Consider the following 14405-nt stretch of genomic DNA (forward strand, 5'->3'; position numbering starts at 1 on the left):
GCCCGCACCCCGGCCCCACGACAGGGGAAGATCATGGCCCATGCGACGCTCGACACCGGCGTGACCGCGCACGGCGGCAACGCCGACACTGCCGGCACACCCGAACACCACAGGGCACGACCGCACTTCGGCCGGTACCTGCTGCTGCTCCCGACCCTCGGTGTCTTGGCCCTCGGACTCGGCTACCCGCTGGTGCGCCAAGTGGTGATGTCGTTCCAGGAGTTCGGTCTCGCACAGCAATTCGGTACCGCGCCCCCGAGATGGATCGGCCTGGACAACTACACTGCGGTCCTCACCGACGCCACCACATGGCAGGTGGTGGCACGGTCGATCGCCTCGCTGCGTGGGCCACGCCGCTGGTCGCGAGCATGACGGTGTGGAAGTGGTTGTTCGACACCCGATATGGCGTGATCAACTGGGTGCTGGTCAAGATCGGCCTGCACGGATTCGAGGGCTACAGCTGGTTGGCCGACCCGCTGACCTTCTTCGTGGTCGCGGCCGTGATCGTGGTGTGGATGAGCGTCCCCTTCGTGGCGTTCTCGCTCTACGCCGCACTGACCCAGGTCTCCGAGGAGACGATCGAGGCCGCCCAGATCGACGGCGCCTCGGCATGGCAGCGACTGCGCTACATCGTCGCACCCGCCATCCGTCCGGTCCTCGCCATCGTCACCCTTCTGCAGATCGTCTGGGACCTGAGGGTGTTCGCCCAGATCAACTACCTGCAGAATGCCGGTGGCACACAGGAGAAAACCAACCTCCTCGGCACCTACCTGTATCAGTTGGGCATCGGCCAGAGCCACTACGGCGTCGCGTCGGCGGTGGCGATGTTGATGCTCATCCTGACGCTGATCCTGACCGCCGGGTATGTCCGCTCGTTGCTGCGCGAGGAGAAGAACGCATGAGCACCACCGCCCTGCGGCGTCACCACGCCGGACGAACTCTCGCCAACATCGTCGCTCTCGTGGTGGCGGTCGTCTGGATCTTCCCGGTCTACTGGATTCTCAACAGCTCCTTCCAGCCGGTGACAAGACTCCGCGGCAAGGATCCCGCCTGGTTACCCTTCGGCGCGGGCCGCGGGTTCGCCGCATACGGCCGCGTCCTCGACGCCGACTTCTGGCATTCGATGCGGTTGAGCCTGATCGTGACATTGCTCGCCGTGGCCGTCGGACTGGTCTTCGCTTTCCTTGCGGCACTGGCGATCACCCGATTCCGCCTGCGCGGCAAGACTGCCTTCGTCATCGTCATCCTGGTGGTCCAGATGATCCCCGCCGAGGCGCTGTTCATCTCCCAATACAAGATGCTCACCGCGTGGAGCCTGTCCAACACGATCATCGGCCTGACGCTGCTCTATGTGGCGATGATCCTGCCGTTCACCGTATGGATGCTGAGAGGATTCGTGGCAGGTATCCCGGCTGAATTGGAGGAGGCTGCGATGGTCGACGGCTGCAGCCGATTCCGCGCCTTCTTCTCGATCACCTTCCCGTTGCTGGCACCCGGACTCGTCGCCTCGGGGGTGTACGGATTCCTGCAATGCTGGAACGAGATCACCATCGCGACCGTGGTGATGAGCCCTGACAACTCCACGGTCCCGCTCTGGCTGCAGGGTCTGACAACGGTGTCGGACAAGGCCGTCGACTGGCCCGCAGTGATGGCCGGTGCCACCCTCGTGGCCGTACCGGTGATCGCCCTGTTCCTCGTCGTCCAGAACAAGATGACCAGTGGATTGGTGGGCGGGGCGGTCAAGGGATGACCGATCCCGCACTGCGCCGCGCTGCCTACCGAGTGGTCGTCAGCGCCTTCGCCGGCACCACCGTGCCGAGCTGGCTGCCCGAACTCGTCGAGGCGGGACTCGGTGGGATCTGCCTGTACGGCAACAATCTTGACGCCGGATCGGAACGAACCCTCACCCTGGCCCGCGAACTCGCACAGCTGAGCGCACAGCTGATCATCACTGTCGACGAGGAGGGCGGCGATGTCACGCGTCTGGACTACGGGACGGGCAGTGCATTCCCGGGTAATGGGGTCCTCGGCCGCTACGACGACCTCGACACCACGACGTCGGTCGCGCGTGCGACAGCGGCGCGGCTGAAGACCGCCGGCATCTGGCTCGACCTTGCACCCGACGCCGATGTGAACTCCGATCCGCGCAACCCGGTCATCGGGACGCGTAGCTTCGGCGCCGATCCACACCTCGTCGCGCGGCATACAGTGGCATTCGTGGACGGTCTTCAACGCGAGGGTGTGGCCGCCTGCGTCAAGCACTTTCCCGGACATGGCGATACCGCGACCGACTCACATCTGGAACTCCCTTGTGTCAACGCCGATCTCGCGACCCTGCACGATCGGGAACTGATCCCCTTCGCGGCAGCGATCGCAGCCGGTACCGCCTGCGTGATGACCTCGCACATCGTGGTCGAGGCCATCGATCCCGGCCGGCCGGCGACGCTGAGCCATGCTGTTCTCACCGGGTTGCTGCGCAAGGAGATGGGTTACGACGGAGTGATCGTCACCGACGCCTTGGACATGGCCGGCGCCAGCGCCGACATCGGTATTCCGGCCGCCGCCGTCGCCGCACTGTCGGCGGGTGCGGATCTCCTTCTCCTGGGCCCCGACAACCTCGGCAGAGGACCGGCGCACACCCTCGACACCGTTGAGGCGATCCTCGCCGCAGTCGAGTCCGGTGCACTCTCAGCTGATCGACTGATCGAGGCCGCACACCGCGTCGACCTACTGGCCGCGACATACGGTACCGGGATCGGGGTTGCCGACCCCGCGGTGATCGAGGCGGGGTGTGAGGCGGGCGAGTACGCCGCAGCTGCGGTCATCGGTGACCTCGACATCGACCTGCCCTCGGGACGCGCTCTGGTCATCCGTATCGATACCGGATCCAATCTCGCTGTCGGCGTGGCGCCGTGGGGCGATCTGGCGCTCTCCGACGCAGACGTGGTGACCGTCGACGAGCGCCTCGCAGAGATCACCACACTCGTCGCACACCCCGGTCCCGTCATCGTGGTCGGCCGACGTCTCGACGCCGAGCCCCGGGTCTTCGAGTGGCTCGCCGAACTCGCCCGCAGGCGCCCGGACACCCTGGTCGTCGAACTCGGCTGGCCCGGGCCGAGGCTGTCGGCACTCCCTCGCACCGTACTGGGGTGGGGATCCTCACCGGCGTGCGCGCATGCGGTCGGACGTGCGATCGAACGGGCGCGTCCCCAGTCTCCTGAAACCAGCAGTACGCGTGACATATTGGGTACGCGTGACACACTCGACAGGCGGGCGCGATGACGGCGGTGCGCCTCGGGCTCGATATCGGCGGCACCAAGATCCACGGTGTCGCCGTGGACGCCGCCGATCCCGAACTGCTTCACGCACAGATCCGGATCCCCACGATGCGCGGACCACAGGGCGTGGTGGCCTCGGCGCTGCAGGCGGTGTCACAGCTTCTCGAGGCCGCCGGTGCGGTCGCGGAGCCGGTCGCTCTGGGGATCGGTGTTCCCGGCGCGGTGGGGTGCGACGGGATTCTCACCAACGCCGTGAACCTGCTCATCGGCTCGCCGATGGATCTGCGCGGCATCCTCACCGCCGCGGTGGGGATACCGGTGACGGTGAACAACGACGTCGACGCGGCTGCGTGCGGTGTCGCTCGGTGGCTGGTCTCTCGGGGCGAGACACCCGACGTCGCACTGCTGTCCATCGGCACCGGGTTGGCCGCCGGCTTCGTCCTCGACGGCCGATTACGGCGTGGCGCAACGAGTCTCGTCGGCGAACTCGGCCACCTGGCCGTGGTCCCGGACGGGCCGCTGTGTTCATGTGGCCAACGCGGATGTATCGAGATGTACGCCTCGGGACGTGCCCTCGAACGTCAATGGCACCACGACGGGCCCGATCCGGCACCGGTCGCGGTGTTCGACGCGGCCGATGCCGGTGACGTCGAGGCGATCGCGATCCGCGAGACATTCCTGAGCTGGCTCGGCACGGCCATCCGGATCGCCACCTTGGCGGTGGATCCCGCTCATGTGGTGCTCACCGGTGGCGTGATGCGATTGGGCGAGCGCATCACCGCCCCGCTTCTGGAGCGCCTGGGACACGATGCACACACCTCACCGTTCGTCGCGAGTCTGCGGCTGCGGGAGCGCACGATGCTGCTGCCGGCCGATCATCCGGCGGCCGCTCTCGGGGCCGCTGAACTCAGCGACCCCGAGAGCGGCAGGAGGCGGTGACGGCGCCTCACTCACGCGCCGGTGTCAGCCGAGTCGCCGGCCGGTGTCGATCGAGAACAGATGAACGCGCTCGGGGTCGACCGCGAAGTGAATATCGTCACCGATGGCGGGAGGAGTACGCCAGTTCACTCGCGCGACCACGTGCTGGGCTGTCCCGTCGATCTCGGTCGTTCCGTATGCGAAGGCATCAGAACCCAACTCCTCGACGACATCCACCCGCATGGCGATGCCCTCGGACGCCTGCTCCATATCCTCGGGGCGGATGCCGAGGGTCACCCGAGACGCCTGGGTATCGGCGAGAACTGCACGTGGCACAGGGATCACGCTCTGCCCCACCTGCACACCGCCGTCAACCACCGGTACCTCGAACAGGTTCATCGACGGGGATCCGAGGAATCCCGCGACAAACACGTTGACCGGGTGATCGTACGTGGATCTCGGTGTATCCACCTGTTGCAGAACGCCGTCGCGCATCACGGCGACCCGATCACCGAGGGTCATCGCCTCCACCTGATCGTGAGTCACGTACACCGTGGTGGTGCCGAGCCGACGCTGCAGCCCGGCGATCTGAGCGCGCGTCTGAAGGCGCAGCTTCGCATCGAGATTCGACAGCGGCTCGTCCATGAGGAACACCCGCGGCGAGCGCACGATGGAGCGACCCATCGCCACACGCTGACGCTGGCCACCGGAGAGCGCCTTGGGTTTACGCGCGAGATAGTCGGTGAGCCCGAGCATCTCTGCGACCTCGCCCACTCGCCTGGTGATCTCACTCTTCGGCGTGCCCGCGATCTTGAGTGCGAAACCCATGTTCTCGGCCACCGTCATATGCGGGTAGAGCGCGTAATTCTGGAACACCATCGCGATGTCGCGCGACTTGGGCGGCAGATCGGTGACGTCGGTGTCGCCGATCAGAATCCGCCCCGCGTCGACCTCCTCGAGACCGGCGAGCATGCGCAACGAGGTCGACTTGCCGCACCCCGATGGGCCGACCAGGACCAGGAACTCGCCGTCCTCGACGTCGAGGCTCAACTCGTCGACGGCCGGGCGTTGTTGCCCGGCAAAGTTTCTCGTCGCCTTCTGAAAACTGACAGATGCCATTGACTGTTCATCCCTTCAGCGGCAGGAACGTGCCGCACGATCCGAGTGAAGTGAAAGGCCAGGATTCCCCGAGCCCACCAGCCATTCTCGTCGACATGTCGCACTGGCGCAGCGCTTTGGCCTGGGATGAGGCATATCTGGGCGACCGCGCCATCAGATGTCGCCCAGCCTCACCGCACCGTCACGCCGTCTTCTGTCGAGCCTCCTGACCAAACGTCCCCAACCCGACCGATCCCTCGGGCAGAGTGAGTTCTCCCGACGCGAGACGCTTGCGCAGATAGGTGAACGCCTGTGCGGTCTGGGCGAACAGGTGCTCCCCGGCCACCAGCGGGGTCCGGGCGGGCTCGCCGTCTCGAACGAACTGCGGCAGCGGTGCCACCCGCGTGTCGTAGTCGACGTTGAAGAACAGCGGGAACGAATAGCGCTCTTCGCTGACCTTGCGCACCCGATGGCTCGTCGCCACGAATTCACCGTTGGTCCACAGTTCGAGCATGTCTCCGACGTTGATCACGAAGGCACCCGGGATCGGCGGCGCGTCGATCCACTCACCGGCCCCGTTCATCACCTCCAGACCGGGCGCCGTCGGCCGTAGCAGGGTGAAGCATTCGAAGTCGGTGTGCGATCCGATGCCTTGGACGTCATGCGCATCCGGGTCGTACTGGTAATGCATGAGCCGCAGCTGACTCGGAGTCTTCGTCGCATGCCTGGTGAACACGTCGGGATCCTCACCCAGCGCAACCGCGAACGCCCACAACAGCTTCTGCCCCACCGCCAGAACTGCCTGATAGTAAGCGGTCACCGCCTCGGCGAAGCCATCCTGGTCGGGCCACACATTCGGACCCAGCATGGGGTTGCCGGCCAGATGATCGGGGTCGTCGGCGGGAAGATCGAGAGCGGTGTCGAACGCTTCCTTGAGGTCGGGTTTCTTGTCCGGCTTGTCCAGACCCTCTTCGCCGACAGGTACGTATCCACGATGGCAGGTGGAATTGCCGATGTAATAGCGCATCTTCTCCTCGACCGGCTTGGCGAAGAATGCCTTCACCTGCTTGAGCATCGACTCGAAAAGCTCCTCGTCAACGCCCGAACCGGTGACGTAGAAGAACCCCACATTCCGTGCTGCATCGCCGATCTCGTCGACGACGCGCTTCCGGGACTCGCCATCGTCGGTCCACAGCGCGGCGATGTCGATCACGGGGATGCTGGTGAACGCCCCGAGTCCTGTCTGTGTTGTCATGCGTGGATGGTTCCTTCCGTGAATGCGAGAGTCCATTGCTGTGTGCTCTCGTGCCGTGGATTCGTGCCCTGGGCTGACTGAACTGTCGATGTGACAAGTCCGTCCGGCGAGACACCCAGGGTCAGGTGTGAGCCGACCAGCGATTGATCGGAGGCGTGCGTGATCGTCCACGAACCGACGCGGTCACGCGATGGCATGTCTGTTGCACTGTCCGACTGCGCTTGTGGTTCACATGCGACGATCGTGACCACACCATCGATGCGGTGAGCCCAACCCAACCGTCCCGATGCGCACACGACGATCGCACAATCGGCATCGGAGGTGAGCTCCATTGCCCAGCAACCGCTGCCGTCGTTCTCAGTGGGCTGCCGCTCCCACCTCTCGGAGTAGTCGGCGTGGACACCGCGCTCGTGGAGAACCCCGTCGATCAGTGACATGAACCCTTCGTCGGGCAGCTCGGACTCGCTGAGTTCGATCGTCCGGTGCCAGGTGAACACATCACCGGTCTGTCGGAGTGTGCCCGCGAAGCCGTCGAGGGGTTCGGCGCCCGTCGGATCGACCCGCAGATCGACGAATCGGGTCGGGCCCTGGATCCACCGGACCTCTGCACGAGACGCTACCGGTGTGCCGTTCACCACGAGTCCTGTACGCTGCCATTCGCCCGAACATGCTGCCATCAACGGGATATCGGAGTGCGCGATCATCAGCGATGCCCCCCGCTCGGGTGGCGTAATGCACGCCAGAACACAGGGTCGTGTCCGGGGACCACGCGGGCGTCGAGCCGACTGCCCTCCTCCATCAACCGATTGACCGATGCCGCTGCCCGGCCGGCATCGCTCGGTTCGGCGACCGCACCGCACGGTATCCGCTCGAGAAGGTTTTCCCCGAGATCGGCGGCATCGGCGGCGAACAGCCAGGTGCCGGACTCCCGTAGGTCGACGCGAAAGGACAGATGCCCGGGCGTGTGCCCCGGGGTGGCGAACACCGAGACACCCGCAGCGATCTGCTCATCACCACCGACGGTCTGCCACTTCGTGGCAACATCAGTGAAATCGTCTCTGTAACAGGCGACCTCTTGTTCTGTCCCGTCAGCGATACGTGCCTGCACGTACTCCAGTTCGGCCGCGTCGATGACGACCGGGATCCCGGCCTCGCTCAGCGTTCTGATACCACCCGAGTGATCCAGGTGAAAATGGCTGACGACAGCAAGACAGACGTCATCGAGCCCGTAGCCGACCGCCGCAAGAGCGGCGTGCAACGGGTCACCGGTAGGACCCGTCGGCAACAGGTCGTCGCCGTACATCGCTCCGACGGTGTCGATGTCGTCCAACGCCTGCCTGCTGATCCCCGTGTCGAGGATGACCACACCGTCGTCTGTCTCCACGGCAACACCGGGGATGGGTTCGGCGAGGACAGCGTCCGAACCGCCGAGTACCGAGAGCGACTTGTGCACGAGTTCACGACCGTAGTCGAGCATGAACATCCGATTCGCATACGCCATCGCTCAGCCCACCGAGAGTCCGGCCAGGTACAGCGACGTCGGATTGGTCACGATGTGGGATTGCTCGATGCCCTTCAGCCATGATTGCCCGACCATGAAGTCGTTGACATCGGTGAGATTCAGCCAGCAACCCGTCTGCAGCGCCTGCTCACCGGCCTTGCCGTACAACGAATTGTCGCCGGAGGGCAGCGCCTCGTTCAGCGTCGCCGAGGCTGCATCTGCCGGGCAGCTCAGGTAATTGAGACCACCGCTGGCATCCCAGCTGATGTGCCCCCAGGTGAACGGAGACGGAGCGTCGGGCCACACCAGCTCGGTGAAGATGTCCGGAGCCCCGGCATTCTTGTTCCCGATCCAGCCGTAGATCTGCGACGTCGGGTAGGACTGCACCTTCGCGGTGAAACCCACAGCCGACAGCTGGGTCTGCAGGAGATTGCTGATCAGCTGGTTGTCCGGGGCACCGGAGTCGTAACCGATGGTGATGGTGCGCTCGGAGGCCGGCAGCCCCTGCACGATCTTCTGCAGTGCAGAGGTGTCGTGGGTGATGTTCTGGGTGCCGTACTGCTCCGGCAGCATATTCGGCGGGTAGATCTGCTTGGCATCTTTGCCACGGCCGAAGTACGTCTGCTTGGTGATCTGGCTGATGTCGACGGCTTGCTGCAGAGCCGTCCGCGCGGCCTGAGAGGTGAACACGCCGTGATTCGGGTTGAGGTACAGGGAGTTCGACATCATCGACGGCAGCGAGTAACTCGAGAACTTCTTGTTCTTGATGTAGGACTCGACGGCCGACGTCGGCAGTCCACTCAGAATCGCTGCGAGCTGTCCGTTGTTGAACTGCAACTGCTGTGACGAGGCGTCGTTGACCACCGGGATGTCGATGGTCTGGAAATACGGCTTCGCTCCCCAGTAGCCGTCGAATGCCTTCATACCGTAATGCGAGCCGACGCTGGCGTCGGTGAGTTCATACGGGCCGGTGCCCAGATCATGACTCGACAAATACTTCTGGGCGTTGTCGCCACCGGCATGCGCGGTCAGACCCGACGGGCTGACCATCCTCGGGCCATACGGTGAAGCCATGTAGTCGAGGAATGCCGAGTTCGGCGCCTTGAGTGTCACCGTTACTTCGTAATCACCCTTCGGCACAACAGAAGCGACGTCGGAGACCATGTATGCCGGACCCTGGTTGACTGCCAGACGGCGGTCGAACGACGCCTTGACCGCCGCCGAGGTGAACGGGGTCCCGTCATGGAATTTGACTCCCTGACGCAGGGTGAAGTCGTAGACGCGGTTGTCCGGTGAGGCGGTCCATGCGGTGGCGAGCAAGGGCTGCAGCGTGGGAGTCGCGGTTCCTGACTTGTACTGCAACAGGCCTTCGTAGATGTTCGTGGTGAGCAGTAGTCCCTGGCCGGCATAGAAGACATCCGGGTCGGGTGGCTGTCCCGGGTCCTGGAGGAACGCGATTTTCAGGGTCTTGTCGGTCGGCGCCGGATTCGGCGACGAGTCGCCACCCGACGAGCCACATGCCGCAAGTGCTGTGGCGGCCACCGACAGCAGTGCAGTCGCTGCCCAGGGCTTGAATCTCATCTGACGGTTCCTTCGGTGAGTGTTGTACGAGATTGACTGTCAAAGGCACAGAGAACCGCTGCGCTGTCACAGATCGCACCGGCCTGCAGGTACTCCATCGCGTCGAGCGCAGCCTCATGCCGCGCGAGGGAGGAGCCCCCGACGCAGTCGGCGACCACTCGCACGTAGAAGTCTCGTTGGTGTGCGTCAGCGAAGGTGTAGTGGACACAGACATCGGTCAGACCGCCCACGAGGATCAGGGTGGACGCACCCAGACCGCGGAGCACTATCTCGAAGTCTGTCCCGATGAATCCCGAATACCGCCGTTTGACGATATGGAACTCGGTGTCCAACGGCCGGAGGCTCGGCTCGAGCTCCGTGCCCGCAACGCCTTCGACGCAGTGCACACCTTCGGCCCCGTCGAGCTCACGCCCGAAGTCGATTCCGCTCGGTCGGTGGACTTCCTGGAAGAACACGACGGGAATGTCGCGATCGCGAGCAGCGCGCACAAGCAATTCGCAGCGCCGTACACGGTCGGAATGACCCGGCATGACGTCGATCCCGACGTCCTCTGCGAGCATGCCCCCACCGGTCTGCATGTCGACAACCACCAGCACCGGACGGCCCACTATGAACGGTTGACGCGGCATGAACGCCTCTTTCCTGATGTAGCCACGAGCCTGTCTCGAACGAGATCCGACGATGCCCTCACGCGATCACGATCCGTGGATCCGCGGCGGCTTGGAGGAGATCGACGATCGCGTTGATGACGACGTACGCACCACCGAGCACGATCGTCACACCTGAGATCGCCGGGAAGTCGGCCACGGGAATGCTCTGGGCGATGTATTGACCGATGCCCGGCCAACCGAATACCTGCTCGACCACCAACACCCCCGAGAGCATCAGACCGATCTGCAGACCGGTCATCGACAGTGCAGCTCCGAGGCTGTTGCGCAACACGTGCCCGAACAGGATCCGTGTCTCACCAAGACCCTTGGCGCGTGCGGTCTTCACATATTCACTTCCCGCATCTTCTGCCAGGGACGACTGCAGCACACGTCCGATCGCCACTGCGGGTCCCAGTGCGATGACGAAGGCGGGCAGGATCAAGTGGTGCAGGGCATCACCGATCACGTCGAACCGGGCATGGATCAGCCCGTCGAGAACCAGGAATCCGGTGGGCCCGGTGGGAGCGTCGGACAGCGAGGTCCGCCCGTTCGCGGGGACCCACCCGAGCCGCTGGTAGAAGACGATCAGACCGATGATCCCGAGGAGAAACATCGGGGCCGAGGATCCCAGATACAGGATGCCTCGGAACAACCGCGCCCCCGGCCACTTCAGCACCGAGCTGAATGCCAGCAGCGTCGCCATCACGATGGATATCACGATGGCCATGAAGGCCAATTCCAGAGTGGCAGGGAGGAAGTCGGCGATGTCGGTGGATACCGGACGTCGCGTGCGGTAACTCGTTCCGAAGTCACCATGTGCCACATTCCCCAGATAACTCAGGAACTGGCTGAACATCGGTCGATCGAGTCCCAGCGCATGTCTGCGTTCGGCAACTGCCTGTGCGGATGCCTGCGCACCGAGTTGCGCGTGTACCGGATCAAGCGGCGAAACCTTGGCGAGGATGAACATGACCGCGATGAGCGCGATCATGATGACGACCATCGCACCGAGGCGGGTCAGGACGAAACGTATCACTGCAGTGTCCTCAATCCCGGATCATGAGTGTTCGGAGGCTGTCCCCGGAGATGTTGCCGATCAGCGCCAGCGCCATCACGCCGATGCCCGGCATCACGGGGATCCACCACTGCTGCAGGAAGTAGCTGAGATTGCGTGCGGCATCGGCGCCGAGTTCGGGAGCAGGTGCGGCTTGCCCCAGTCCGAGGAAGGACAGCGCGGCAAGCGTCAAGATCAACGTGCCGATGTCGAGACTCGCGGCGACGAGCGCATTCGGGACTGCACCCGGGAGCAGATGCCGCAGCGCCACACGGATTCTCCCGACGCCTGACAGCCGCGCGGCCTCGACGTGCGGACGCGCCGCGAGCCTGGTGATCTCACCGCGCACCAGCCGCGCGTAGAACGGCCACCACACGATCGAGACCGCGATCAGCGTGTGCACGAAGCCGGGTCCGAGTGCAGCCACGACCGCGATCGCCAACACCGGAGCGGGAAGTGCGAGAAAGGCATCGGTGATGCGCATCAAGACGCTGTCGATCCACCCTCCCGCCGCGCCTGCGACCAGTCCGACGAGCCCGCCGATCAGCAAGCCGATCGCGACCACCGCCAAGGCCGCGAACCAGCTCGCACGAATCCCGTAGAGCACACGGCTCTCGATGTCGCGGCCGATACTGTCGGTCCCGAGTACGAAGCCGTCGGTTCCCGGTTTCTGCAGCGGCATCCCCGCGGGAACCAAAGGGTCGTGGCCGGCGATCAGAGGGACACAGAGTGCGAATATCGTCACGAGACCCAGAAGCGAGAAACCCAGCCACGCAACGACACGACGCTGCCGGATGGTCTCCATCCCGGGCACGCGGATCTTGAGTCGTGACAGTCTTTCACCAGTCAGCGCGATGCTCATCTAGCCCGCCTTCCGTTCGATGCATGCGACGCGATGGGTGTGGCCCGGGGATCCCTCGAGGCGCACATCAAGTGAGTGGTCGGAGCAGGCATCGACGGCGATGGGACACCTCGGATGGAATTCACAACCCGGCGGAGGGGCCAGCGGACTCGCCGGTTCCCCGCGAGGGATGACGGGTCGTCGCCCCGCCTCGGGTATCGAGTCGATGAGGGCCTTCGTGTAGGGGTGGGCGGGATTGCCGATCACCTGCTCGGCATCACCGATCTCCACGATCCGTCCGAGGTACATCACGGCGATCCGGTCGGCGACGATTCGGGCAACCGAGAGATCGTGCGTCACGAACAGCACCGACATCCCCAGCGTCGAACGGAGTTCGCCGATCAGGTTGATCACCGATGCCGCCAGAGAGACATCGAGCGCACTGGTGGGCTCGTCACAGAGGAGCACATCCGGGGCCACCACCGTGGCCCTGGCCAGGCACACACGCTGCCGTTGCCCGCCGGACAGCTGGCTGACCCTGGCCTTCATCACATCTGCGGGCAGACCGACCCGACGCAGGGCCTCCACGACGGCGTCCTTACGCTGCGAGTGCGACAATTTCGATCCCGCAAGGCGTTCACCGATGATGGTTCCGACATTCAACCAGGGCGTCAGAGAGGCACCTGCGTCCTGGAAGACCATCTGCGGACGTCCCCCGTCGACGCGCACACTCCCGGAGGTGGCGGTCTCCAACCCGGCGATGACACGTAGCAGAGTCGACTTTCCCGAGCCCGATTCGCCGACGATGGCCAGCGATTCTCCGGGCGCCACATCCACGCTGATCCGCCGCAGCGCCTGCAGCGATCTCGCCTCACCACGACGAGCGAAGCCACGTTTCACAACGAACGACTTGGTGACGTCGGTGAGACTCACCGCCGCCGGTGCCGGCGCCACGGCTTCGCGGCGAACAGTCTCGTCGTCGCCGGCCGGCACAGTCTGGGGGCCAGCGTGGTCGACGGCGGCGGTCGTCAGGGGCAATCCGCGGGCCACCGCATCGGCGCCGAGAATGCAAGCGCTGACATGTGATTCCCCGACGCTGATCGGGTCGGGCGGTCTGTGCTCGCACTCCTGTTCGGCCAGTGCACACCTCGGCGCGAAGGCACAGCCGGGCAGCGGCGCGGCGGGCCCGGGGACCTCCCCACGCAATGCCGGCAGCTCGGTACCGCGGGGGGTGGTCAGTGTCAGCCGCGATCCGAGCAGTCCGCGCGTATACGGGTGCGCCGGTTCGGTGAGCACCGTGTGCGTCGGGCCGATCTCGGCTATCCGACCCGCGTAGAGAACTGCGATGCGATCGGAGATCTGCGCGGCGACCCCGAGATCATGAGTGACCATCAGGATCGCGCAGCCCATCTCGTCGGCGATCTTCCGCAGCAGTGCAAGGACCTGCGCCTGCACGGTGACGTCGAGTGCTGTGGTCGGCTCATCAGCGATGATCAGACCCGGGGTTCCTGCCACTGCCATCGAGATCATCACTCGTTGACGCAGACCACCGGACAGTTCGTGTGGATAGGAGCGCATCCGCATCTGCGGTTCGGGTACGCCTACCTCGGCGAGCAGTCGAACGCTCTCCTTCTCGTCACCCGTCGCCTCGTTGACCTGCCGCCCGATCCGCATCGTGGGATTGAGCGAACGCATCGGATCCTGGAACACCGCACCGAGATCACTGCGCCGAACCGTACGCAGATCGGCGGACTTGCCGGCAGTCATGTCGTGTCCCGCCACGCGTACCGTCCCCGACACCGTCGCGCTCGCGGGAAGGAGCCCGAGCAGGGCGTTGCCGAGCACGCTCTTGCCGGACCCGGACTCGCCCACGAGGCCGACGATCTCGCCGGGCTGGATGTCGAGGGAGACGCCGCGGACTGCGTGCAGCGACGCCGAACCGCGTCGGAACGTGACAGAGAGATCTGTGACGACGGCAATCGGAGATCGGGCTTGCCGACTCGACTGTGTCGAATCTTCCGCTCCCACAGCCGATGCTGTCGTCATGTCGCCTCCCGGAGCACTGGTACCGAAACTGTCAGTTGACAGTTTCGCCTGAGATGTGAGGCGCGGCGGTGTCACTGCGGTAACAGTTGCTTCAACTGGCGTTACATGCGCGTGTAGATTGTTTCTATCGGATGACCGATAGGAATATGTCGCAGCTCGTGAACACCGAATTCACAGTGCTGC

Annotated in this window: 14 protein-coding genes; 5 read left to right on the forward strand and 9 right to left on the reverse strand. The window is 64.6% G+C overall.

Annotated elements, in window-relative coordinates:
• The first annotated feature begins 33 nt into the window (after positions 1-33).
• Genes IEW22_RS20025 through IEW22_RS07795 form a run of 5 tightly spaced genes read left to right on the forward strand, consistent with a single transcriptional unit; the run spans position 34 to position 4217 of the window.
• On the forward strand, positions 34-372 hold the full coding sequence (locus tag IEW22_RS20025) for a hypothetical protein (protein ID WP_229742296.1): 339 nt from the start codon (positions 34-36) through the stop codon (positions 370-372).
• Positions 369-902, forward strand: a complete 534-nt coding sequence (locus tag IEW22_RS20030; RefSeq protein WP_229742297.1) for a carbohydrate ABC transporter permease — start codon at positions 369-371, stop codon at positions 900-902. The genes IEW22_RS20025 and IEW22_RS20030 overlap by 4 nt, the downstream gene beginning before the upstream one ends.
• Positions 899-1750: a carbohydrate ABC transporter permease gene (locus tag IEW22_RS07785; protein ID WP_188586041.1), complete on the forward strand. Its 852-nt coding sequence runs from the start codon at positions 899-901 to the stop codon at positions 1748-1750. The genes IEW22_RS20030 and IEW22_RS07785 overlap by 4 nt, the downstream gene beginning before the upstream one ends.
• Positions 1747-3282, forward strand: coding sequence for a glycoside hydrolase family 3 protein (locus IEW22_RS07790; RefSeq protein WP_188586042.1), 1536 nt, complete (start codon positions 1747-1749; stop codon positions 3280-3282). Before IEW22_RS07785 ends, IEW22_RS07790 begins: the two co-directional genes overlap by 4 nt.
• A complete protein-coding gene (locus tag IEW22_RS07795; RefSeq protein WP_188586043.1) occupies positions 3279-4217 on the forward strand; it encodes an ROK family protein in 939 nt (312 codons plus the stop codon). Before IEW22_RS07790 ends, IEW22_RS07795 begins: the two co-directional genes overlap by 4 nt.
• A 24-nt stretch (positions 4218-4241) precedes the next feature.
• On the opposite strand, the gene IEW22_RS07800 is transcribed toward IEW22_RS07795, so the two are convergent.
• The 9 genes from IEW22_RS07800 to IEW22_RS07840 form a co-directional block, all read right to left on the reverse strand.
• Complete coding sequence (locus IEW22_RS07800; RefSeq protein WP_188586044.1) at positions 4242-5315, reverse strand: ABC transporter ATP-binding protein; 1074 nt, start codon at positions 5313-5315, stop codon at positions 4242-4244.
• Between the two features lie 181 nt (positions 5316-5496).
• Positions 5497-6549, reverse strand: coding sequence for an isopenicillin N synthase family dioxygenase (locus IEW22_RS07805; protein WP_188586045.1), 1053 nt, complete (start codon positions 6547-6549; stop codon positions 5497-5499).
• Positions 6546-7253 (reverse strand): hypothetical protein, encoded by a 708-nt coding sequence (locus IEW22_RS07810; RefSeq protein WP_188586046.1) that lies wholly within the window; start codon positions 7251-7253, stop codon positions 6546-6548. Before IEW22_RS07810 ends, IEW22_RS07805 begins: the two co-directional genes overlap by 4 nt.
• On the reverse strand, positions 7253-8050 hold the full coding sequence (locus IEW22_RS07815) for an N-acyl homoserine lactonase family protein (protein WP_188586047.1): 798 nt from the start codon (positions 8048-8050) through the stop codon (positions 7253-7255). The genes IEW22_RS07810 and IEW22_RS07815 overlap by 1 nt, the downstream gene beginning before the upstream one ends.
• A 3-nt stretch (positions 8051-8053) precedes the next feature.
• Positions 8054-9631 (reverse strand): ABC transporter substrate-binding protein, encoded by a 1578-nt coding sequence (locus IEW22_RS07820; RefSeq protein WP_188586048.1) that lies wholly within the window; start codon positions 9629-9631, stop codon positions 8054-8056.
• A complete protein-coding gene (locus IEW22_RS07825; protein WP_188586049.1) occupies positions 9628-10260 on the reverse strand; it encodes a cysteine hydrolase family protein in 633 nt (210 codons plus the stop codon). The genes IEW22_RS07820 and IEW22_RS07825 overlap by 4 nt, the downstream gene beginning before the upstream one ends.
• A gap of 58 nt (positions 10261-10318) precedes the next feature.
• Positions 10319-11317 carry an ABC transporter permease gene (locus IEW22_RS07830; protein WP_188586050.1) on the reverse strand — a complete coding sequence of 333 codons (999 nt, stop codon included), beginning with the start codon at positions 11315-11317 and terminating at the stop codon, positions 10319-10321.
• A gap of 10 nt (positions 11318-11327) precedes the next feature.
• Complete coding sequence (locus IEW22_RS07835) at positions 11328-12197, reverse strand: ABC transporter permease (protein WP_188586051.1); 870 nt, start codon at positions 12195-12197, stop codon at positions 11328-11330.
• Entirely contained in the window at positions 12198-14222 is a 2025-nt protein-coding gene (locus tag IEW22_RS07840; protein WP_188586052.1) for a dipeptide ABC transporter ATP-binding protein, read from the reverse strand.
• Positions 14223-14405: the final 183 nt, after the last annotated feature.

This window comes from Gordonia jinhuaensis, from assembly GCF_014639795.1.
GTDB lineage: Bacteria > Actinomycetota > Actinomycetes > Mycobacteriales > Mycobacteriaceae > Gordonia_B > Gordonia_B jinhuaensis.

Coding starts and splice junctions, on each gene's coding strand:
- IEW22_RS07790 (WP_188586042.1), top strand. CDS start 1,747: ATGACCGATCCCGCACTGCGCCGCGCTGCCTACCGAGTGGTCGTCAGC.
- IEW22_RS07835 (WP_188586051.1), bottom strand. CDS start 12,197: ATGAGCATCGCGCTGACTGGTGAAAGACTGTCACGACTCAAGATCCGC.
- IEW22_RS07785 (WP_188586041.1), top strand. CDS start 899: ATGAGCACCACCGCCCTGCGGCGTCACCACGCCGGACGAACTCTCGCC.
- IEW22_RS07840 (WP_188586052.1), bottom strand. CDS start 14,222: ATGACGACAGCATCGGCTGTGGGAGCGGAAGATTCGACACAGTCGAGT.
- IEW22_RS07825 (WP_188586049.1), bottom strand. CDS start 10,260: ATGCCGCGTCAACCGTTCATAGTGGGCCGTCCGGTGCTGGTGGTTGTC.
- IEW22_RS20030 (WP_229742297.1), top strand. CDS start 369: ATGACGGTGTGGAAGTGGTTGTTCGACACCCGATATGGCGTGATCAAC.
- IEW22_RS07795 (WP_188586043.1), top strand. CDS start 3,279: ATGACGGCGGTGCGCCTCGGGCTCGATATCGGCGGCACCAAGATCCAC.
- IEW22_RS07815 (WP_188586047.1), bottom strand. CDS start 8,050: ATGGCGTATGCGAATCGGATGTTCATGCTCGACTACGGTCGTGAACTC.
- IEW22_RS07805 (WP_188586045.1), bottom strand. CDS start 6,549: ATGACAACACAGACAGGACTCGGGGCGTTCACCAGCATCCCCGTGATC.
- IEW22_RS20025 (WP_229742296.1), top strand. CDS start 34: ATGGCCCATGCGACGCTCGACACCGGCGTGACCGCGCACGGCGGCAAC.
- IEW22_RS07800 (WP_188586044.1), bottom strand. CDS start 5,315: ATGGCATCTGTCAGTTTTCAGAAGGCGACGAGAAACTTTGCCGGGCAA.
- IEW22_RS07820 (WP_188586048.1), bottom strand. CDS start 9,631: ATGAGATTCAAGCCCTGGGCAGCGACTGCACTGCTGTCGGTGGCCGCC.
- IEW22_RS07810 (WP_188586046.1), bottom strand. CDS start 7,253: ATGATCGCGCACTCCGATATCCCGTTGATGGCAGCATGTTCGGGCGAA.